Origin of the sequence: Williamsia sp., assembly GCF_036566845.1 — a bacterium.
GTDB lineage: Bacteria > Actinomycetota > Actinomycetes > Mycobacteriales > Mycobacteriaceae > Williamsia.
In genome coordinates, this window is sequence record NZ_DATCVM010000131.1 from 12,551 (window position 1) to 33,689 (window position 21,139).

The following is a 21,139-nucleotide window of genomic DNA, read 5'->3' on the forward strand; positions in this document are numbered from 1 at the left end:
GGCGCTGCTTCCCAGGCACCGTTACTGACATGACGGCATCCCTCGATGTTTCCCCGACCACCATGCTCGAGATCGCGTACGCCGAGGCCAGGGCAGGCCTGGCCGAAGGCGGGATCCCGATCGGCGCGGCCTTGTTCGCGGCCGATGGGACGCTGCTCGGGCGCGGCCACAACCGGCGGGTCCAGAACGACGACCCCTGCGTACACGGCGAGACCGACGCGTTTCGCAACGCCGGCAGGCAGACCGACTACCGGTCGACGATCATGGTCACCACCCTGTCGCCCTGCTGGTACTGCTGCGGCCTGATCCGTCAGTTCAACATCGGCGCGGTGATCATCGGCGAGAACACCACCTTCCGCGGCGGCGAGGACTGGCTCATCGAGAACGGCGTCTCGGTGACCGTTCTCGACGATCCGCGATGCGTGTCGATGATGACCGAGTTCATCGACCGCAATCCGTTGCTGTGGAACGAGGACATCGGGGTGGCGGAGACGGAGCCGAAGGCGGAGCTCGACCCAATGATGGTGAAGACAGATCCGAAACTGGTGGAGGGCGAGTTGTGAGCAGTCCCATTCTGACGGTTGACATCTCGCAGTGGCGGTCCGGTGGCGAGGCTGCCTCGGCACTGTGTGCCGCCGTCGACAAGAGCCTTCAGCAGGCCGGATTCCTCTTGGTCACCGGACACGGCATCGACCCGGAACTCCCCACGTCGTTGCGGGCGGCCGCACGGGAGTTCTTCGCGCTGCCAACCGAAGTGAAGGAGAGGTACGCCGTGGCCGTCGGTGGCCGCGGCTGGATCGGTCCGGGCATGGAGGCCAACGGATACGCCGAAGGTACTCAGACACCACCTGACCTGAAGGAGACCTACAACTGCGGCGCGCAGACCCCGGTCGGCGATCGGGTCGTCGACGCGCTGTGGTTCCCGCCAGATGTCTGGCCCGATGAGGTCCCGCGCCTGCATGAGTTGTTCGTCGAGTACTGCCGACAGATGAAGGCCCTCTCTGATGACCTGTTGGATCTGATGGCCGCGTCACTGGGTCTGACCGGTGAGGCCAATCCTTTTCTCGGCCTGACCGATCGCGCGACATGGACGTCGAACATCAACCACTATCCCGCGATCACCGCGACCGGTCCCGTCGAGGACGGTCAGTACCGCATCGGACCACACACCGACTTCGGCACGGTGACCGTGCTCGATCGTGAGCCGGGTGCCGGCGGCCTGCAGGTCTACAGCACCCAGGGCGGATGGGCCGACGCTCCGTACGATCCGACCGCCCTGACGATCAACATCGGAGATCTCCTGGAGTATTGGACCGGAGGTCGCTGGCCCGCCGGACGCCATCGCGTCCTGCCGCCGCAGGTCGATGCGCCCGATGAGGATCTTGTCTCGCTGATCTTCTTCTATGAGGCCAATCACGATGCGGTGGTGACGCCACTGGAACCGCCGATCGGCACGGAATCCGGGCAATCGCCGGTGATCTCGGGCGATTTCATCCTCGAGCGTCTGGACGCCATCACGGTTGCCACCACTCCGTGATGGTGGGTTCCGGCGAGGTCGACCTGCCGGGTTTCCTCGGCGGAACCCACCAGTTTCGGTTTGGGTGAAGTGGCTGCCTGGGTAGCCTCGAAAACATGACTGCCATCGAAGCCGGTTCCGACGATGTATCCGCCGATCTGCCGGGCACCGAAACCCCCGACGACGACGTCGATCTGCTCGTCGACAATCTCCGGATCGCCCTCGACGGTCGGTGGCGGGGTACCCGGGAGCACGTCCGAGAACAGCTGAACCGCGCCGACCTGCTCCCCGATCCGTCGCGCACCCTGGATCAGGCCCGGGCCCGCATGCTCGAGATCATGGGAGAGCTGACCGAGTTCGGTTTCGCCCGTGCCGGATTCCTGGAACAGCACGGCGGCACCGGCGACGTCGGCGCGTCGATCACCGCCATCGAACTCCTCGGCTACGCGGATCTCTCGCTCATGGTGAAGGCCGGTGTGCAATGGGGACTGTTCGGCGGTGCCATCGAAAACCTCGGCACACAGCGGCACCACGAGAAGTACGTCGAAGGCCTGATCAACCTCGACGTCCTCGGTTGTTTCGCCATGACGGAGACCGGCCACGGTTCCAACGTCCAGGCCCTGCAGACCACGGCCACCTACGACGCGGCCACCGACGAGTTCATCATCCACTCCGAATCCCATCTGGCGCGTAAGGACTACATCGGCGGTGCAGCCGAACATGCCAAGGTCGCAGCGGTGTTCGCGCAGCTGGTCACGGGCGGTCCGGGTGAGGAGCCCACCGACCGTGGGGTGCACTGCCTGGTGGTCCCGATTCGCGATGCCGACGGCAACGACATGCCGGGCGTCACCACCAGCGATTGCGGCTACAAAGGCGGCCTCCCCGGCGTCGACAACGGGCGCATCACCTTCGACCACGTGCGTGTGCCGCGGGAGAACCTCCTGAACCGCTACGCCGACGTCACCCCGGACGGCACCTACACGTCACCGATCGACAATCAGAACCGTCGATTCTTCACGATGCTCGGCACACTCATCCGGGGGCGGGTCAGTGTCGCGGCCACCGCCGGCGCGGCCGGCCGCAAGGCGCTGACCATCGCCACCCGATACGGCCTGGCGCGCAGGCAGTTCGAATCTCCCGACTCCACCGACGAGATCATCGTCATGGACTACCTCGCGCATCAGCGCAAACTGCTCCCCCTCATCGCGAAGTCCTACGCATTGGCCTTCGCCCAGAACGAGATCATCGAAGAACTCCACGAGGTGCAGTCGGCCGAGAGTGCCGATGAGAACCGGCAACGTGAACTGGAAACCGCGGCAGCCGGTTTGAAGGCGATGACCACCTGGCACGCCTCGAACACCATCAACGTCTGCCGCGAGGCCTGTGGCGGTGCCGGCTACCTCGACGAGAACCAGCTGTCGATGATGCGCGGCGACATCGACGTGTTCACCACTTTCGAAGGCGACAACACGGTCCTGACGCAGTTGGTCGCCAAGGAACTGCTCTCGGCCTACGCCGACGACGTGCGCGGGCTCAACGCGGTGGGCTGGGCACGGTTCATCGCCGGCATGGCCCGCGACGTCTTCCTCGAGAAGTCCGCGGCGCGCCAGGTGGTGCAGACGCTGATGGACGGCAGCGACGAAGATCCCGAGCAATCCGACCTCACCAACCGTGGGACGCAGATCCGGCTCCTGCGAAACCGCGAGGACCACCTGCTCCGCACCTGCGCCAACCGGTTACGCCGCGCGACCGACGAGGACAAAGACCCCTTCGAGGTGTTCAACAACGCGCAGGACCACCTGCTCAAGGTCGGCACCGCGCATACCGAACGGGTGGTGCTCGAGGCATTCATCGAGGCGATCGATCGCTGCGACAGCAAAGCCGGCACCGATCTGCTCGGAAAGGTCTGCGACCTGTTCGTCTACTCGACGCTCGAGGCCGACCTCGACTGGTTCCTGATGCACCGTCACATCTCGGTCGAACGCGCCAAGTCCATCCGCCGTGGTGTCAACGATCTGTGTGCCGCGCTGCGTCCGCACGCCCGCACCCTGGTCGATGGATTCGCGGTACCCGAGGAACTGTTGCGGACCGTCATGCTCGAGGATCAGAACACGTGAACAGCCGGTAGGGCCCGCTCGACGGACCGTAGGGCCCGCTCGACGGTTGGGCGGGCGGCGTGGATGTGGGTGGGGGCCGGCGGTCAATCGGGGTGGCCGGTCAGTCGGGGGTGTCGGTGTCCGGGCGTTTGGGGCCGAGGCCCATCTGGACGGCCTGATGGGCCTGCTGCAGTTCCGACCGGAAGCGGTCCACGTCGCGGGCCCATGCCTGCGCCAGCCGGCCGCCGACCAGTTTGACGCCGACACCGCTACGTCGGCGGGGCACCGCTGACAATTCGCCGAGCGCCGGGGCGCTCTCCCATTTCGCGTGCTCGGATCCGTGGCTCTGCGGGAAGATCTCCTCGATCTCGTCCAGACGGATGGTCTGGGCGCCCTGGCGCAACGATCCCTCGGTGAGCCGGACGCTGACGTGGGCGCGTGCGGCGTAGACCTGCAACACCGAGAACCCGCCGATGAGAAGCGCGAAGGCCAACAACGCGGGCCAGTGCAATTTGCCCCCGCCGAAGATCTCCATGATGAACACGGTCAGACACAGCACCGGACCGATGGCCACCACCCACCAGGCACCGCCGGGCTCGTAGAAGAGCGTCTCGCCCTCCGCCGGATCAACTTCGTGTTCGTCGCTCATTTGCTTTCGAACCAGGGCTCCGACGAGGGACGGTAAGCCATCATCGACCCGGCGAGTGCGACGACACTGAACAGCAGGGGCAGCGCTGCGACCGCCTTGATCAGGAACGACGCGATGATCCCCAGAGCGACAAGCATCAGGGTGAACATCACCAGCGCCGAACGCCAGCGCTGATCACCGGGGACGACCTTTCGCGCGCCTGCGATCAGCACACCTCCGACGGCGACGAAGAAGACACCGACTGCGATGAATCCGCCGGCATCCTCCATCACGCTCGCGATGATCAGCCAGATCCCGTAGAGGGTCATCAGCGCGCCGCTGACCGTCCACAGCCAATAGGCGCGCATGACCAGTTTCGGCGGTGCGGCCGGCTCGACAGGCTTGCTGCTCACGTTCGGTCTCCCGGGTCAGAACTGTTGTTTTCTGGACTGTGGTCATCGGAGCCGCCCGGCGGCCGGTATCCCGCGGGCGGATACCCGGATCCGCCGCCGTACGGCGGGGCCTGCTGGTCGTATCGGGGTGGTCCGTACTGCGGCTGACCATACTGCTGCTGCCCGTACTGCTGCCCGTGGTAGGGCTGCTGCGGATACGGAGTGGTGTAGTACGAGGGCGGCTGCCGCTTCTTCTCCTTGCGCCACCGCGCCATGTCTTTGCAGTACTTGTCCGAGTCGCGATGCATCAGCAATACACCGGCACCGAGTGCGGCGACACCGCCGATCACATGCGGGACCATCACCCAGGTGTCGGAGCCGTCGGCGAAGAACGCCATCACCGCCTGCACCACCAGGAAAAAGCTGAAGAACCCCAGCACCAGGCGCGCCCAGTTGAACCCGATCCGGGCCACCCAGGTGAGCGCTGCGAACACCGCCGCCAATCCGACCCCGGTCACCACGATGACGGTCCAGATGACCCCATCGGGCAGCTGAGCGTCGGGATTGTCTTTGGCGACGTCGTCGGCGGCATCGAAGAACTGCTTGTATTGCGACCCGAAGACGACACACTGGGCCACGATCACCAGGATCCACAGCTCGGTGGCGATCGCCATGGCATTCGGTATGGCCGGTTTCGTGGACGAGGGCTCCGACCCGGCGCCAGGACTCTGGCCGGCCGGGGGCCCGCCGTGCGGGTTCTGGCCATAGGGCGAAGGGGGCACGGACATGCGACCCAGCCTAGTTGGCGCGTCTCACGCCGGCCTTCCCGAGTCGCCGACCAGGCCCGTGATCTGCCCTCGGCCGTCCGCCATCCAGAACCGGTAGGCATCGACGCTGACACCGAGGATCGCGGAACTGACGTCGACCGGGACCCCCTCGCCGGCCAGCAGACGCACCAACGGAAACCACCCCACCTCATTTCTGGGTGCGTCCGGCATCAGTTCCGCCGCCCGGTTCCGGACCGGCCCGTCAAATGCGCGCCGCAACTGATCGCTCGGCGGCGGATTCCGGCTTCTCCGCGTCGATGCCTGCGGCCTGGTTCCGGCCAGCGGCTGCTTCGGCGCCGAAGCACTACGAACGCGGTCCACCGGGTATTGCACCAAGGTGTCGTCGGCCAGCCACCGGCGATAGTCCATCGGATCGAAGTCGAGGACGGCGGCGGACGCCTCAACCGGTATGCCATCACCGCGCAGATGAGTCACGAACTGGTACAGGTCATCGCGGCTGCGCAGCGGGCCGGCGGCATCCCGCCTGCGTTCGATGGATCTGGCAAAAGCCACTTCAAGACGATTTGGTCGGTCAGACACAGATGTTCCCCCAGAACCCCGGTCACGCCATCGGGCCCCACCCCGACGAACGCTTTGATCAATAGCCAGCTGTCAATGTAGCGCAGACGCGACTTCGTGTGCCCAATACGTGAGCACGATGTCAGCTCCGGCCCGCCGAATGGCGAGAAGGGACTCGGCGATGGCGGCATCGCGATCGATCCAGCCCCGCTCGGCGGCCGCGGTGATCATCGAGTACTCACCGGAGATCTGATACGCGGCGACCGGCACATCCGACTCGTCGGCGATGCGGCGCAGGACGTCGAGGTACAGCATCGCCGGTTTCACCATCACGATGTCGGCGCCCTCGGACAGGTCCAGGTGCAGTTCGCGGGTCGCCTCGCGCAGATTGGCCGGATTCTGCTGGTAGGACTTGCGGTCGCCCTGCAGCGACGACCCGACCGCCTCGCGGAACGGACCGTAGAACGCGGACGAGTACTTCGCGGTGTACGCCAGGATCCCGGTGTCCAGGAAGCCGGCGTCGTCGAGCGCAGTCCGGATCGCCGCGACCTGGCCGTCCATCATCCCGCTGGGACCGACCATGTGCGCCCCCGAGCGCGCCTGGACGACGGCCATCTCGGTGTAGCGCGCGAGGGTGGCGTCGTTGTCCACAGCTCCGTCAGGACGCAGGACACCGCAGTGTCCGTGATCGGTGAACTCGTCGAGACAGGTGTCGGCCATCAACACGGTCGAATCGCCGAGGTCGTCGCGGAGCTGCCGCAACGCCACATTGAGGATGCCGTCGGGGTCGGTACCCGCGCTGCCGACAGTGTCCTTGTCCTCCGGCACCGGTACGCCGAACAGCATCAGCCCGCCGACACCCGCCGCGACCGCAGCTTCGGCGGCCGCCCGCAATGAGTCGACGGTGTGCTGGAGCACCCCCGGCATCGAACTGATCTGACGGGGCTCGTCCAGCCCGTCGGCCACGAACATCGGCAACACCAGATGGCGTGCCTCGAGCGATGTCTCGGCAACAAGCCGGCGAATGGCCGGGGTGTTGCGCAACCGACGGGGCCGATCGCGAAGGACAGGACGATCGAAAGGTGCGGTCATGAAACCAACCCTACGAGCGCGAGCGACGGGCCTTCTTGCGCGGAGGGGGCAGTGCACCCTCGGCACGCAGGCGAGCAGCGTGTTCGGCCAGCGCGTCGACGAGCTCCGGGACCGAGGCGTTCTCCGGCCGCACGTCCACACGCAATCCGAACTCGGTGGCGGTTTCGGCGGTCTTCGGGCCGATGCAGGCGACGATCGTGCGCGCATGCGGCTTGCCGGCGATACCGACCAGGTTCCGGACGGTCGAGCTCGAGGTGAAGCAGACCGCGTCGAACCCACCGGTCTTGATCATCTCGCGGGTCTCGGCCGGCGGCGGCGCTGCCCGGACGGTGCGGTACGCGGTGACGTCGTCGATCTCCCAGCCGCGGCCACGCAGGCCCTCGGACAGGGTCTCGGTGGCGATGTCGGCGCGCGGCAACAGGATCCGGTTCACCGGATCGAACACGTCGTCGTACGGCGGGAAGTCCTCGAGCAATCCCAGCGACGACTGCTCACCGGAGGGCAGCAGCTCGGGGTTGATACCGAAGCCACGCACCTTCTCAGCGGTCGCCTCACCCACGCAAGCGATCTTGACGCCACTGAAAGCTCTTGCGTCCAAACCGAATTCGGCGAACTTGTCCCATACCGCGCGAACAGCGTTGGTGGAGGTGAACACCACCCACTGGTAACGGCCGTCGACCAGACCCTTGACCGCACGCTCCATCTGAGCGGGGCTGCGGGGCGGCTCGACCGCGATCGTCGGGACCTCCATCGGGATGGCACCGTGTGTCACGAGCCGCTCCGACATGTCGCCGGCCTGGTCCTTGGTGCGCGGCACCAGCACGGTCCAGCCGTACAGCGACCGCGACTCCCACCAGTTCAGCTTCGCGCGCTGGGCGACAACCTTGCCGACGGTGACGATCAGCGACCCGGTCAGGGCGCTGCCGCTCTCGTTCAGGGTGGCCAGCGTCGCCTCGATCGTGCGCTGCTGGCAGGTGGTGCCGTTGACGGTGATCGCGGCCGGCGTCTGCGGGGCCAGACCGTTCTCGGTCAGGGCACTGGCCGTCTCGGCGAGATGACCCGACGTCGCGTGCAGCACCAGCGGACCGGGAGCGGCGGCCAGAGCCGCCCAATCGACCACTCCGCGGACATCGGCCACGGCATGGCCCGAACCCAGCGGCATACCCGCATAGCTCGGCACAGCGGCCGTGGCGGGCAATCCCGGGATGACCTCGAACTGGACCTGCGTGCGGGCCACGGCATTGACCTCGGCCAGCACCGAATCGGTGGTCAGCGGATCACCGGCGACCAGACGGACCACATCGTGGCCTTCCCGCGCGGTGGCGACCAACGTCTTGGCGACCTCGTTCGGATCACCCAGAGCCGGCCGCACGTTGTTGACCTGGTTGTTGTCGTCGTCGGCCGGGTCGGAATCAGGCTGTTGCGCACCCTGCTGATCCGCACCCTCGCCCGCGGCGCTAGTGTCTTGCTTGCTCGGTTTGACAACACCCGAACGCGACGATCCCGACTTCGAGGAGGACGGGTCACCGGATCCGGCACCGATCTGCTCGACGACCGCAGACGGCACGTCAGGATCGATGAACACCGTGACGGCGTTCTCGATCGCGGTACGTGCGCGGACGGTCAGCAACCCGGGGTCGCCGGGTCCTGCCCCGACGAAGAGGATTCGTCCGGGCGTGATGACCTTTTTGGTTCGGCTCATGTTCAGCTCTCCTGCCCCGCTCGGGGCTGTAGCTCGGCCCGCCGGTCCTAGAGAAGCTTTTTTGCTCCCAGTTCCAGCAGTTCTGCGGCAAGTTCTCGGCCGAGTTCGGTCGCTCGCGAGACCGGGCCCACCACCGAGGCCCGGACGGAATCCGATCCGTCCTCGGCCACCACCGTCGCGCGGAGCGACAGCTCGGTGAAGATGCGCCCGCTTTCGTCGATCGACTCGACCACTTCGGCCATCGCACCGATCGGTGCGGTGCACCCGGCCTCCAGGGCCGTGAGTACCGCACGTTCGGCGTCAATCGCCGCACGGGTGGACGGATCATCCAACTCGGCGAGAATGCTCACCAGTTGGGCATCGTCTTCGCGACACTCCACGGCCAAAGCGCCCTGTGCAGGCGCCGGCAGCATCTGAACCGGATCCAACGCTTCGGTGACCTCATCGGTCCGTCCGATTCGTACGAGTCCGGCCCGGGCTACTACCACCGCGTCGAGTTCGCCGCTGGCGACTTTGCCCAACCGAGAATCAAGATTGCCTCGAAGGGGGCGGATTTCCAAACCGAGACCCAATGCCCTAAGCTGCGCGGCACGTCGCGGGGCCGAGGTACCGACGGTGGCGCCGGGAAGGAGTTCTCCGAGCACCTTGCCACCCGCTGCGACCAGCGCATCTCGCGGATCTTCACGCGGCGGGATCGCTGCGATGACCAGACCCGGTTCCGGGGCGGTCGGGAGATCCTTGTACGAGTGGATCGCGACGTCGACCTCGTCTGCGGTCAACGCCTGGCGGATCGCGGTGGTGAACACCCCGACCCCGATCTCCAGCACCGGTGCGGCCGACAGGTCTCCGGCGGTCTTGATGATGACCAGCTCCGCCGGATGCCCGGCAGCGATCAACGCATCACGGACGGTGCCCGCCTGGGTGGTGGCCAGCAGAGAACCCCGGGTGCCGATCCGGATCGGATTGCGGCGCGTATCAGAACTCAATTTTCTCAAAGACCCTTTCGGGGGGCGTCGGGCTCACCAAGACCGACTTCGGGCGTGGAAACCGATTCTGCTGCACCGGGTTTGAGCTCGAACAGCTCACGCAGCGCCTCGGCGTACTGATCACCCTGCGGAGTGCTCGCAAGTTGTTTGACGCGCACCGTCGGCGCGTGCAGGAGTTTGTCGACGACCCGGCGGACGGTCTTCGCGACCTCGTCGCGCTGCGGATCGTCCAGCCCCGGCAACCGGCTCTCCAGCCGCAGGATCTCCCCTTCGACGACCTCGGCAGCACGCTGGCGCAGCGCCGTCACCGTAGGCGTGACCTCGGCCTGACGCTGATGGGTCATGTAGTCGGCCAGCTCCGCCAGCACGATCTCGCGGGCCGCCGCCTCATCGGCGTCGGCGGCCTTGGTCGACTCGTCACCGCGCAAACCCTCGATGTCGATGATCTGCACATTCGGCAGCCGTCCGGCCGCCGGATCGACGTTGCGAGGGAGTCCGAGATCACAGATCACCAGCGGGCCCGCGGCGGTCCGCTTGGCCAGTGCCGAGTGCACCTGTCCTACTCCCACCACGGCGCCGATCGTGCCGGTACAGGTGACCAACACATCGACATCCGCTAGGGCGTCGGTCAGATCATCCATCGGGACGGCACGCGCAGCGACGCCGTGATTCTTGACGACGTTGCCGGCCAGATGCTGCGCCTTGTCGTGGGTCCTGTTGACCAGCGCGATGTCGGATACCCCGGCCCGCGCCAGATGCGCGGCGGCCAGACCACCCATCGCACCGGCACCGAGCACCACCGCCGATTCGATGTCGCGGCCGAGGACGGCACGGGCACGATCCAGCGACACCGACACCACCGAGGCACCGGCCCGGTCGAGGCCGGTCTCGCTGTGGACCCGTTTGCCCACCCGCAGGGCCTGCTGAGCGAACTCATGCAGGACGCGCCCGGCCGAACGGTTGGCGTCGGCACTGGCGTACGACGAGCGGATCTGACCGAGGATCTGCTGTTCGCCGACCACCATCGAATCGAGTCCTGCCGCCACCGAGAACAGGTGCTCGACAACGGCCTCTGAGTAGCGGACATAGGCGTACCGGGTCATCTCGTTCACCGACATGCCCGAATGCCTGCCCATCACCTCACCGACCGCCTCGAGAGCCGGATGGAAGGCGTCGACAACAGCGTAGATCTCGACGCGGTTGCAGGTCGAGACGATCATGGCCTCGCTGATCTGCGAGCTCTCGAGGAGTTCGTCGATCAGCTTGGGCCGGTCGTACTCGGTGACCGCCAGCTGCTCCAGGATCGATACCGGTGCACTCCGATGCGATACGCCGAACAGGAAGATACTCACACGCCCACCGACCTCTTGTTCGATCGCGTCCGGGGCCCCTGAGCCCGTCCGCGCTGCAACTGATTGGGTTGCGCCACTTCACTTTCGGCACTCTGCCGACGCGCAGCATTGAATGCCATCACCTGTAGTTCGAGGGCGAGGTCGACCGGTCGCACGAACACGTGCCCGGGAACCTGCGGGGTGATGGCGGTGAAGTTCAGGATCTGCTGTACCCCGGCGGCCACAAAGGCGTCGCAGGTGATCTGGGCGTGGGCGTCAGCGGTGGCGAGCACCGCGATCTCCACCCCGTGCTCCACACAGATCGCGGCTATCGCGGCGAGGTCGCCCACGACCATCTCGCTCTCGTTGCCCGCGACCGTGGTCCCGACCAGATCGGGATCGGCGTCGACCAGCGCAACGATCTTGATACCGCGGCGGTCGAACCCGGCGCGGCTGACCAGTGCCCTGCCGAGATGTCCGGCGCCGGCGAGCACCACGTTGTGGCTGTGCTCGACGCCCAGCGTCAAAGCGATCCGGGCGATCAGGCGGCTCACGTCGTAGCCGACACCGCGCACGCCGCCGGATCCAACGTGGGACAGGTCTTTGCGGAGTATCGCGGGATTCACACCGGCGGCGGTCGCGAGCTGGTTCGACGAGACGACCAGGTTGCCGGTCTCGCTGATGGAGCGCAGTACATGCAGATACGTGGCAAGCCGGGCCACCGAGGCACCCGGAATGTCGGGCTGCCCCATCGTGGGACTTTTCGCCATGCCGACCGTCTTTCTGATCTGGGCTGAAGTGTCCGCGGCGCCTGCGGGCCAGAGCCCGGCCACGACCACTTTTGGTTACGCGAACGTAACCACTCGACGGTCTACGGTACCGCTTGTGAATCGATTCACAAACTCGGCTGCCACCAGGCTTTCTCCCGACCGGCAAATAGCCTGGCCATACGTCTGGACTACTGTCCAGCGCCTTGCCGCAGATCTGCTTCCAACCTCGGTATATCAACATCCCAGTAGCTGTGCTCACGTCCGTCGAGCAGGATGACCGGCAGGCGATCGCCGTATTCGGCACGGAGAGAGGGATCGGTGGCCGCGGCCTCGTCGACGTCGATCTCTTCGAACTCGGCCCCGAACTCGTCGAGAAGCGGTCGCAGATCGGCCAGGGCACGGGCGCAGGCGGCACAACCCGCCCGGGAGAGCAGCGTGATCGTCACGTAGCCAGTGTTGCACTGCGCACCGACTACGCTTGAAGCGGACCGATCAGGGAAGGCGATGGGAGTGACACACATTCCAGGCGACGGGTACACCGGCGACGAGGATTCAACGACCGCCCCCCACACAGAAGACACCCGCGACGACAACAGCGACGAGGTCGGCGGGGATCACGAGGCCCGGCATCACCAGGCCGACGGTGATCACGAGGCCGACGGGGGCATCGCTGACGACGGTGAGGACGACGAGGACGACTCATCCGACGACGACTTCGTCCCTGGGAAACCGGCCACGCCGTCAGGGCCGCTGTCGCCGCTGGCGAGCCGGGTCGGACGCTTTCGGCAGTCCGCAGCCGAGCTGCGCCAGTCACTCGCCGGTGAGGCGAGCGCCCAGGCCGCGTATTCAAAGCTCCGCGAACAGCCCCTGCGCGTCCCCGACGAGGGCATCGTCGCCACCGTCGAGGTCGACGAACCGGGTGTACCCACCGACGTCCCGCCGGACCTGACCGCGGCCGCGTTCTTCGACGTCGACAACACCCTGGTACAGGGTGCCTCGATGATCCACTTCGCCCGCGGCCTCGCCGCCCGCGACTACTTCAGCTACCGCGACATCATGGACTTCGTCTGGGCCCAGGCGAAGTTCCGCATCACGGGCCGCGAGAACTCCGACGACGTGGCCCAGGGCCGCGAGAAGGCGTTGTCGTTCATCGCCGGCCGGCAGACCGACGAGCTCGTCCGGCTCGGTGAGGAGATCTTCGACGAGTACATCGTCGACAAGATCTGGCCGGGTACGGCCTCGCTGGCGCAGATGCACATCGACGCCGGCCAGCAGGTCTGGCTGGTCACCGCGACGCCGGTGGAGCTGGCACAGACGATCGCCGACCGCCTCGGACTGACCGGGGCGCTGGGCACCGTGGCCGAGAGCGTCGACGGAGTCTTCACCGGACGGCTCGTCGGCGACATCCTGCACGGGCTCGGTAAGGCCCACGCTGTGCGGACCCTGGCGATCCGGGAAGGCCTCAACCTCAAGCGGTGTACCGCGTACTCGGATTCACACAACGACGTGCCGATGCTGTCGCTCTGTGGCACCGCGGTGGCCATCAACCCCGACACCGACCTCCGGGAGGTCGCCCGCGTGCGCGGCTGGGAGATCCGGGACTACCGCACGGCCCGCAAGGCCGCCAAGATCGGTTTACCGACTGCGATGGTCCTTGGTGCCGCCGGCGGTGGCGCGGTGGCCGCAGTCAGACGTATGCGCCGCTGACACCCCCCGCACCGCCCGGAAGTGGTGGCTTTTGGCGAGCGTTTGCCCAGGTCGACCTGACCAAAACCCACCAAAATCGGGAGTCAGCCGAAGTAGACGCCGCCTCGACGGCTGAGCATCTTGAAGAGGGTCTGCTGGATTTCTTCACGTACATGGTCGGTGAGGTCGAAGACGACCATCGGATCGTCGGCGGCCTGCTCCTCGTAGTGACCCGTCTCGATCGGCGTCCCGAAATGGATCTTCCATTTCGACGGCAGCGGCACCAGCCCCAGCGGACCGAGCAGCGGGAACGTCGGCGTGACCGGGAGGTACGGCAGACCCAGGAGCCGGGCCAGCGGCTTGAGGTCGCTCAGCATCGGATAGATCTCTTCGGAGCCGACGATCGACACCGGGATGATCGGGACGCCTGCCCGCAGTGCGGTGGTGACGAACCCACCGCGACCGAACCGCTGCAGCTTGTAGCGGTCTTTGTAGAGCTTGCCTATACCCTTGAACCCCTCGGGCCACACCCCCGTGAGTTCGCCGCCCCGCAACAACCGCTGGGCGTCGGCGGTGCAGGCCAGCGTCGAGCCGGTCCGTCGGGCGATCTCGCTGATGAACGGGGTGTTGAACACCAGGTCTGCGGCCAGCACCTTGAGGTGACGTTTGGCCGGGTGATGATCGTGCACCGCGACCGCGGTCATCAGCGCGTCGATCGGGATGGTTCCGGCGTGATTCGCGACCAGCAGTCCCCCACCGTCCATCGGCAGGTTTTCGATACCGGTGACGTCGACGCGGAACCACTTGTCGAACAGCACCCGCAACGCCGGCAGCCAGACAGACTCGGTGAAGTGCGGATCGAACCCGAAGTCGTCCACCTCGTAGTCGCCGGTGACCCGCTGCCGGACATATCCGGCCGCACCGACGATCGAGTCGGCCACCGCGCCGCGCACACCGTCGAAGCTCGGTAGCGACGACGACGGCTCCGGATCGCTGAACTCACCGGCCGCCAACTTCGCGCCGATGTCGGCACTGATCGGTGTGACCGGCGCCTGATGGAAGTCGTCGGTGTTGGGATGCCCGACGTGGGAGTGGCCGTTGGCCGACGAACTCTGTTGCGTTGGTTTGGATTTGACCCCGCCCGCAGTAGCCTGCGAAGGATGTCGGCGGCGCTCGCGGCCATTCGGCCCAGGTGAACTCGAATAGAGCTGGATCACCTTTGCCGTCCGCGCATCAGACGTTCGGTCCCTACCGGACACCAGCACACACCTCCCTCAAGCTCACCGCTTGCCTCCCCTGTATGTCGCATTCAAGACACAACATATTCGATTGTCCCCGCCTCGACGTGTTCTGCGCCACCCGAGAAGAAAGTTCACCGATACCAAATCCCGGGCGAACTCATATCAACGAGAGCGCGGCGCCACGAACCCACCGTTCCACGCGATACCAGGCGTCCGGCGAGATCACCGGTTCCAACGGTTTGCGCGACAAGAAGTCATCAAATGTTTCGATGCTCGTGTAAGCCGGGACGAAACCGAGTTCGGTCCGCATCCGCGTTGTGTCGAGGACCCGACCAAACGTCACGTAGTCGGTCTGATCCAACTGCATCGACGACACCCGCATCCCCCGGTATACACCTGCCACCGTGCCGAGCATCGCCGACGGGACCGGGAGCCCGATCCGGCCGGCGCGACGCACCGCCTGGGTCATGGTCAGCACCCCATCCGCGGCGACGTTGAAGATCCCGGGGCGAGCGGCCAGCGTGGCGTGTTCGAGAGCCGACAGCGCATCCTCCTCGTGCAGGAACTGCAACCGCGGCTCGTGCCCGATCACCACCGGGATCACCGCCGACGAGAAGTACTTGCTCATCCGGGTGGCGATCTTCGGACCGAGCATCGCGGTCAACCGCAGAATCGTGACGGTCATGTCCGGACGGCGGCGCCCCAGCCCGCGGGCATAACCTTCGACGTCGATGAGGTCGCGGGCGTACCCGTTGGTGGGTTCGACGCGGGCGGGGGTCTCTTCGGAGAAATGGGCCGGGTCGGCGGAACTGGCACCGTAGATCATCCCTGCCGACCGGACAATGAACCGCTTGACGGTCGGGCTGCGCTGCGCCGCCGCGCACAGCTGCATCGAACCCATCACGTTGAACTCCTTGATCGCGGCCGAATGCCCGACGGTGTCCATCACGGAGGTGGCGGCGTGCACGATCGTGTCGACACCGGCCTGATCGATGAGCTTGGAGATGCTCGACCGGCGGATGTCGGTGCGAACGAACTCTGCGCGGCCGAATCGCCGCTGCATGTCCTTGGACGGGACCAGCGAATCGACCGCGACAACTCGCTCGATGGCCGGATTCTGCGCCAGGCGGGTGGTGAGGTAGCCACCGAGAAATGTCGATGCGCCGGTCACCAGAATCACCCTCGGTGCCGGCTTCGCGTCGTGCTCATCCTCCGCCATGCGCCCAGCGTACGGAAGTTGGCCCCGGTCCTGCAGCGGGTTGACATCACGCTAATCCGCACTCGGTTTTCACAGCGGGGTTCAGAGCAGGTTCAGGACGTCACGTGCACGATCCGGCGAGGCCAGAAATGACAAAACCCGCCGACACAGCGGCGGGTTTCATCAAGGGCGAGAAGAACTCACTTACCGAGTTTCCTGCGCTGCACTCGCGTGCGACGCAGCAACTTGCGGTGCTTCTTCTTCGACATACGCTTGCGGCGCTTCTTGATCACTGAACCCATCTGGGAACTTCCTCACGATCTGACCTGATGGTCCTACAGGTTTTGGCCGTCCACACAGGCTGGCTCACTTACTTCGCGCGCCAGAACACCGGCGAACGGGTCGCCTGCAAACCTTACCGCCAGAGCGACCAGTGACGAAATCCACTCCGGATCCTTCGATCCGCCGAGCAGTGGCTGGAACGCATGTTGGCAGGTCAGCACTTTACGGACCGCAGATGTCTCCACGGCCCGTGTCGGGCGACTACTGCAGCCGGGGCCTAACCGGCGTCGAAGTACGACGTCTCGAGATAGTCGTGAACCGCTTTCGCGTGCACACGGAATGAGCGACCCACACGAACTGCAGGCAATTCACCGTTGTGCACCAAGCGGTACACCGTCATCTTGGAGACCCGCATCAATGTTGCGACCTCGGCGACGGTGAGGAACTGGGTTCCGCCACCGGCATTGTCACCTGGCTTGTTTGCAGATGCCATGAAAATTCCATACCTCCGGTGCACGCGTCGCGGCCGCAGGCTTCCCCTCCTGCGGACTCCAGACACGCACGTGCTTCACGCAGCTTAGCGTGGCGGGTGGGGTTAATGCGACGTGAGTGGGCAATTGTTTCCAATCGATGGCCCGAAAATGGCCATTGTCCCAACAAAAAACGGGCGGTGACCGCACCAAGACATCCGCTTGGTGTGTGGCCGCCGCCCGCGTGTCGGGGTCCGGTGAAAATCGTCAGATCAGTCGGTTTCGATCGCGGAGAGGACCGCTTTACCGATCGCTTCGCTCTTGGCCGCGCTGGCCAGGACCGCCTCGGAGACCGCATGCCGGAGTCCGAACCGCTCGAACTCGCGCAGCGCCGCTGCTGTGGTTCCGGCAGGTGAGGTGACCGCGGCCCGCAGATCCACCGGAGAGACACCGGAATCGGTGAGCAGCACACCGGCACCCCGGATGGTCTGGGCGGCGAGCTCGGTGGCCATCGCCCGGGTCAATCCCAGGCTCACACCGGCATCGGCCATCGCCTCGGCCATCAGGAACATGTAGGCAGGACCGGAACCGGACAGCGCGGTGATCGCATCCATCTGCTTTTCCGGGACGACCACCACCTTGCCGACGGTCTCGAGCAGCGAAACCACGGTCGAGACATGCTCCTCGGTGGCATAGCGGCCGCCGGACACACCGCACATCGCCTCGCCGACGAGCATCGGGGTGTTGGGCATGACCCGCACCACCGGCGTACCGGCCGGCAGCGCGTTCTCGTATTTCGCGGTCGGCAGCCCACTGACCAGGGTCACGGTCAGACGCTCCTGCTCGCCTTGGTCCTCGACCTCGGCGATCACCGCCAGCACCTCGTCGACGTCGCCCGGCTTGATGGCCAGGACCACGATCTCGGCGCTTTCCACCGCGTCGGCGATACCGGTGACGCGGACGCCGTAGTCGTCGGTCAGCTCTTTGGCCCGAGCGGCGAACTTCTCGGCCACAACGAGGTCTTTGACGGGCTTACCGGTGCGGATCAGACCGGCCAACAGGGATTCCCCGATGTTGCCGCCGCCGACGATTGCGATTCGCTTGGTCATGAAGTCACTTTCTCACGCAGAGGATTGATGGAGGGCGGGTCAGTTGGCAGCGGGGATCAGGGCCAACTGACGGGACTGCACGACCACGTTGCCGGTCGAGTCGATCACGACGTGGTCCTGTTCGAACCAGCCGTGTCCGACCTCGGTGCTCGAGGCCTCGAGCCGCAACCAGCCGGGAGCCGGATTGCGGCGCAGGTAGGTCGTCAGCTGCATGGTCGGCGCCCAGCCGAACAAGCCCAGATTCATCACGACCGGGGCACTGAGGTCGCCGGCAAGCACCGCGAACAGGCCGTCGGGTGTCGTGGTCTTCGGGCGCACCCACATCCGGAAGACCGGGTCGCCCTTCTGACCGCGGGCGAATGCGATGGACTTCTCGTCGATCGCGATGTCGAGGACGGCACCGAGATGCATGATCTCACCCATCGGGCTGTCCTCGATGTAGACCACGTCGTCACCGGGCTCTGCGGGCAGCTCGGTCAGCGACGACGGCGCCGAATAGTGGCTCTGGGTGTCGGGGGTACCGAGGGTGACCGTCGAATGGACCAGATTTCGGCCGTTCTGGTGGACCTCGACATCCACGAGCGACACCCGGCGGCCACGCTTGCGCACCCAGACCTGCAAAGTGATCACGGCGGGTTCCGGCGCGCCCAGGAAGTTCGTGGCAACGGCAACCGGCGCAAGCCCCGGCGAAGCCGGCTTGTCATCTTCACTGCCTTGTCGAGCTCCGCCTCCGGCTTCGTCTCCGGGTGCTGTCGCGATGAACCCGGCCAGCGCCGCGTTGGCGGTGAGCATCTGCAGGGTGCCGCCATGGACCTTGGGGCCGATGGTGAAGACGGGATCGATCGAAGCGGTGTACTCGATCCGGTCCGACGTCGGGGTTCCGACCTGCCGGAGGGTGTTGACAACGTCAAGGCTGGGCACAGACAACGTACAAATACTCCTGTGGTTACGCCCGCTCGAGATTCATTCTTGCGAAATCCAGTGAGCGGGAAAGGATCTCGCGGCGCTCAGCTTTGGTGTTCACCGAACTGCTGCTGACTTCCAAAATGGCCGAACCGGCGAAATCACTGTCGGCCAGTCGCCTACAGACTTCCACACAGGGTTGCGAACCTTCACCCGGGACCAAGTGTTCGTCAACTGCGGCGCCCGATCCGTCGGCCAGATGGAGGTGCCGCAGACCCGACCCCATCCGATCGAGCATGCCGAGTGCGTCGGCTCCCGCGGTGGAGGTATGGGACAGATCAAGGGTGTAATGCGCAAAACCGTCGTCGGTCGGGTCGATCGAGGTCGCGAACGCCGACACCGCCTTGCCGGGTCCCCCACCGCGGCGGAGCATCCGACCCGCCGCCTCGTCGTATTTGCCGAAGAACCGGTCAGTGCGGATCGGGAACATGTTCTCCACCGCGATGTCGACATCGGAATCGTCCTCGAGAATCCCCACCAGGTCGCGAAATCCGTTCGCGTACTTCCGCTGCCACCGAAACGGCGGATGTACCACCACGGTCTTGGCACCGAGATCCTCGGCGGCGGCCACCGACCGGGCCAGTTTCGCCGCCGGGTCACGCCCCCAAACCCGCTGTGAGATCAGCAGACACGGCGCATGCACCGACAGGACCGGCAGGTGGTAGTGCTCCGACAGACGCGCGATACGGGTGATGTCCTGGCTGACCGTGTCGGCCCAGACCATCAGTTCGATGCCGTCGTATCCCAGGTCGAGGGCGTACTGGAACGCGGCTTCGGTGTTCTGTGGATAGACCGAGGCGGTCGAGAGCCCGATCGCGATGTCACCCGGTGGAAGTTCCGGACTCTGCGGCACCTCGAGTCAGTCCCCGGCAATCAACAGCAGGACCAGCGGACCGATCGTCACCAGCAATCCCACCCCGAGCGCCAGCAAGGTGCTGATCAGGTCGTTGCTGCGACGCACGACGTGGACGAGTGTCACCAGACCGAAGATGACCGCCACCGAGAGAACCAGCGCGAACAGGACGTTCCAGCGCCACAGCTCGGTGAAACCCCAGAACAGGGCCACACCGACGGCCAGCCCGGCGATGACCTGGCCGATGAGCAGCAGCCACTGCACCGTCGGGGACTGCTCCGACTTCGTCTCCGGATCGCGACCTGATGTCGACGGTCCGGAGACCGGCTTGTCGAGTGAGGTCGTGGCGGTCTCACTGCCACCGATCTCGCGACCGGCGCTGTTGTTCTCGCCGCCCTTGCTCTCGCTGTCCTTGTCGAGATTCACCACCGGCGCAACTGGTGCGTCCGCCTGGCGAACCTGTCCGAACTGCGACGTCGGGGATTCGTCCGCGACCTTCACCGACTTCGCGGTGTCGACGTCGTCGTCCTGATCGAACCGGAGGTACCGACCGGTCCCCGCGGCCACGGCACCTGCCTGCTCCCGCGGTGGCGACATCGGATCGGGCTTCGGTCCGGGTGCGGACGGCGCTTCGGCCACCGGCACACCCGGCGCCGACTCATCGGCGACCTTCGGAATGAACTGTGTCACCGCGTGATCGCCGTTGTCGTCGAGATCACCATCGGTGGCCGGCGTCGACGCGGCTTCTGATTTGCGGCCGAAACCGAACAGACCGCGTTTCTTCTTCTTGGTACCCGACGACCCGGAATTGCCCTCGTCTCCGGTCTCGACGTCTTCGAAGTTCCGGTAACGCTCGAAATCCCGCTCGCGCTCGGCCGCGCTCAGGACGCGATGATCGTCCTCCCCGCCGTCGTCGACCTGTGAGTAGGCCTGCATCGACGCGATGACGCCGGTCGCCTCTTCATCGGCCGTCGGCTCTGACACCTCAGCGGGCGTGTCCACCGAATCGGCTGGTGCTTCGGGGTTCACCGGCTTCGCACCGAAGGGTGCCGGCCGATCGGGCGCACCCGGTGTCGGCCTGGTTGCGGGTTCCGCCGGCGCAGTCGCTCGCTTCGACACGTCCGCGGTACTGAAATCGCGGGTCGGTGGTGGTGTCGTCTTCGGTGGTGTCGCGGTCGGGGCCGGCTTCCCCTCGGCCTCGGCAGGCTCGCCCTTCGGCTGCTGCTTTTCCTCAGCCTGCGGCTGGGTCGTCTGGTCAGCCTGCGGCTGGGCATTCACCCGCGGGATCTCACCGGTCAGCTCGGCGACCGACACTGCATCCTTGCCACCACGACGGCGACGTCCGGTGGCCGCAGGTGAACTACCGACCGCCTCGGCCACATCGTCGGCGCCCTGCTCCTTTGCCCGAGCCAACAACTCGGCAACCGAGATGGGACGCGATTCGGGATCCATTCCTCTGGCCATGAGCTACTTCACCA

Annotated in this window: 22 protein-coding genes; 4 read left to right on the plus strand and 18 right to left on the minus strand. The window is 65.9% G+C overall.

Going from position 1 to position 21,139, the window contains the following annotated elements:
• The first annotated feature begins 29 nt into the window (after positions 1 to 29).
• From VIQ49_RS12235 to VIQ49_RS12245, 3 genes are all read left to right on the plus strand, one after another.
• Positions 30 to 563 (plus strand): nucleoside deaminase, encoded by a 534-nt coding sequence (locus tag VIQ49_RS12235; RefSeq protein WP_331884872.1) that lies wholly within the window; start codon positions 30 to 32, stop codon positions 561 to 563.
• Positions 560 to 1,537 (plus strand): isopenicillin N synthase family dioxygenase, encoded by a 978-nt coding sequence (locus VIQ49_RS12240; RefSeq protein WP_331884874.1) that lies wholly within the window; start codon positions 560 to 562, stop codon positions 1,535 to 1,537. The genes VIQ49_RS12235 and VIQ49_RS12240 overlap by 4 nt, the downstream gene beginning before the upstream one ends.
• 95 nt (positions 1,538 to 1,632) lie before the next feature.
• Positions 1,633 to 3,633: an acyl-CoA dehydrogenase gene (locus tag VIQ49_RS12245; RefSeq protein WP_331884876.1), complete on the plus strand. Its 2,001-nt coding sequence runs from the start codon at positions 1,633 to 1,635 to the stop codon at positions 3,631 to 3,633.
• 100 nt (positions 3,634 to 3,733) lie between these two features.
• Here VIQ49_RS12245 and VIQ49_RS12250 read toward each other — a convergent pair whose 3' ends face one another.
• From VIQ49_RS12250 to VIQ49_RS12295, 10 genes are all read right to left on the minus strand, one after another.
• A complete protein-coding gene (locus tag VIQ49_RS12250) occupies positions 3,734 to 4,261 on the minus strand; it encodes a hypothetical protein (protein ID WP_331884878.1) in 528 nt (175 codons plus the stop codon).
• Positions 4,258 to 4,653: a hypothetical protein gene (locus VIQ49_RS12255; protein WP_331884880.1), complete on the minus strand. Its 396-nt coding sequence runs from the start codon at positions 4,651 to 4,653 to the stop codon at positions 4,258 to 4,260. Before VIQ49_RS12255 ends, VIQ49_RS12250 begins: the two co-directional genes overlap by 4 nt.
• Positions 4,650 to 5,420: a hypothetical protein gene (locus VIQ49_RS12260; protein WP_331884882.1), complete on the minus strand. Its 771-nt coding sequence runs from the start codon at positions 5,418 to 5,420 to the stop codon at positions 4,650 to 4,652. The genes VIQ49_RS12255 and VIQ49_RS12260 overlap by 4 nt, the downstream gene beginning before the upstream one ends.
• 24 nt (positions 5,421 to 5,444) lie before the next feature.
• Positions 5,445 to 5,972 carry a hypothetical protein gene (locus tag VIQ49_RS12265; RefSeq protein ID WP_331884884.1) on the minus strand — a complete coding sequence of 176 codons (528 nt, stop codon included), beginning with the start codon at positions 5,970 to 5,972 and terminating at the stop codon, positions 5,445 to 5,447.
• Positions 5,973 to 6,071: 99 nt separating this feature from the next.
• Positions 6,072 to 7,070, minus strand: coding sequence for a porphobilinogen synthase (gene hemB, locus VIQ49_RS12270; protein ID WP_331884886.1), 999 nt, complete (start codon positions 7,068 to 7,070; stop codon positions 6,072 to 6,074).
• A 10-nt stretch (positions 7,071 to 7,080) separates the two neighbouring features.
• Complete coding sequence (locus VIQ49_RS12275; RefSeq protein ID WP_331884888.1) at positions 7,081 to 8,772, minus strand: bifunctional uroporphyrinogen-III C-methyltransferase/uroporphyrinogen-III synthase; 1,692 nt, start codon at positions 8,770 to 8,772, stop codon at positions 7,081 to 7,083.
• Between the two features lie 47 nt (positions 8,773 to 8,819).
• Positions 8,820 to 9,758, minus strand: a complete 939-nt coding sequence (hemC, locus tag VIQ49_RS12280; protein WP_331884890.1) for a hydroxymethylbilane synthase — start codon at positions 9,756 to 9,758, stop codon at positions 8,820 to 8,822.
• Between the two features lie 5 nt (positions 9,759 to 9,763).
• Positions 9,764 to 11,110 (minus strand): glutamyl-tRNA reductase, encoded by a 1,347-nt coding sequence (locus VIQ49_RS12285; RefSeq protein WP_331884892.1) that lies wholly within the window; start codon positions 11,108 to 11,110, stop codon positions 9,764 to 9,766.
• Positions 11,107 to 11,859 (minus strand): redox-sensing transcriptional repressor Rex, encoded by a 753-nt coding sequence (locus VIQ49_RS12290; RefSeq protein WP_331884894.1) that lies wholly within the window; start codon positions 11,857 to 11,859, stop codon positions 11,107 to 11,109. The genes VIQ49_RS12285 and VIQ49_RS12290 overlap by 4 nt, the downstream gene beginning before the upstream one ends.
• A 188-nt stretch (positions 11,860 to 12,047) precedes the next feature.
• Positions 12,048 to 12,305 carry a glutaredoxin family protein gene (locus VIQ49_RS12295; protein WP_331884896.1) on the minus strand — a complete coding sequence of 86 codons (258 nt, stop codon included), beginning with the start codon at positions 12,303 to 12,305 and terminating at the stop codon, positions 12,048 to 12,050.
• A gap of 58 nt (positions 12,306 to 12,363) precedes the next feature.
• Here VIQ49_RS12295 and VIQ49_RS12300 point away from each other — a divergent pair, with 58 nt between their 5' ends.
• Positions 12,364 to 13,566, plus strand: coding sequence for an HAD family hydrolase (locus VIQ49_RS12300; RefSeq protein ID WP_414731624.1), 1,203 nt, complete (start codon positions 12,364 to 12,366; stop codon positions 13,564 to 13,566).
• 83 nt (positions 13,567 to 13,649) lie between these two features.
• Here VIQ49_RS12300 and VIQ49_RS12305 read toward each other — a convergent pair whose 3' ends face one another.
• The 8 genes from VIQ49_RS12305 to VIQ49_RS12340 all read right to left on the minus strand — a co-directional run bounded on the left by VIQ49_RS12305 (position 13,650) and on the right by VIQ49_RS12340 (position 21,125).
• Complete coding sequence (locus VIQ49_RS12305; protein WP_331884900.1) at positions 13,650 to 14,804, minus strand: lysophospholipid acyltransferase family protein; 1,155 nt, start codon at positions 14,802 to 14,804, stop codon at positions 13,650 to 13,652.
• A 139-nt stretch (positions 14,805 to 14,943) separates the two neighbouring features.
• Complete coding sequence (locus tag VIQ49_RS12310) at positions 14,944 to 16,005, minus strand: NAD-dependent epimerase/dehydratase family protein (RefSeq protein ID WP_331884902.1); 1,062 nt, start codon at positions 16,003 to 16,005, stop codon at positions 14,944 to 14,946.
• A gap of 179 nt (positions 16,006 to 16,184) precedes the next feature.
• A complete protein-coding gene (locus tag VIQ49_RS12315; RefSeq protein WP_003402602.1) occupies positions 16,185 to 16,286 on the minus strand; it encodes a 30S ribosomal protein bS22 in 102 nt (33 codons plus the stop codon).
• A 257-nt stretch (positions 16,287 to 16,543) separates the two neighbouring features.
• A complete protein-coding gene (locus VIQ49_RS12320) occupies positions 16,544 to 16,759 on the minus strand; it encodes a helix-turn-helix domain-containing protein (protein ID WP_020107812.1) in 216 nt (71 codons plus the stop codon).
• 249 nt (positions 16,760 to 17,008) lie between these two features.
• Positions 17,009 to 17,845 (minus strand): pyrroline-5-carboxylate reductase, encoded by an 837-nt coding sequence (gene proC / locus VIQ49_RS12325; protein ID WP_331884909.1) that lies wholly within the window; start codon positions 17,843 to 17,845, stop codon positions 17,009 to 17,011.
• 39 nt (positions 17,846 to 17,884) lie between these two features.
• Positions 17,885 to 18,766 carry a thioesterase family protein gene (locus VIQ49_RS12330; protein WP_331884933.1) on the minus strand — a complete coding sequence of 294 codons (882 nt, stop codon included), beginning with the start codon at positions 18,764 to 18,766 and terminating at the stop codon, positions 17,885 to 17,887.
• 25 nt (positions 18,767 to 18,791) lie between these two features.
• A complete protein-coding gene (locus tag VIQ49_RS12335; protein ID WP_331884911.1) occupies positions 18,792 to 19,661 on the minus strand; it encodes a sugar phosphate isomerase/epimerase in 870 nt (289 codons plus the stop codon).
• 6 nt (positions 19,662 to 19,667) lie between these two features.
• On the minus strand, positions 19,668 to 21,125 hold the full coding sequence (locus VIQ49_RS12340) for a hypothetical protein (RefSeq protein ID WP_331884913.1): 1,458 nt from the start codon (positions 21,123 to 21,125) through the stop codon (positions 19,668 to 19,670).
• Positions 21,126 to 21,139: the final 14 nt, after the last annotated feature.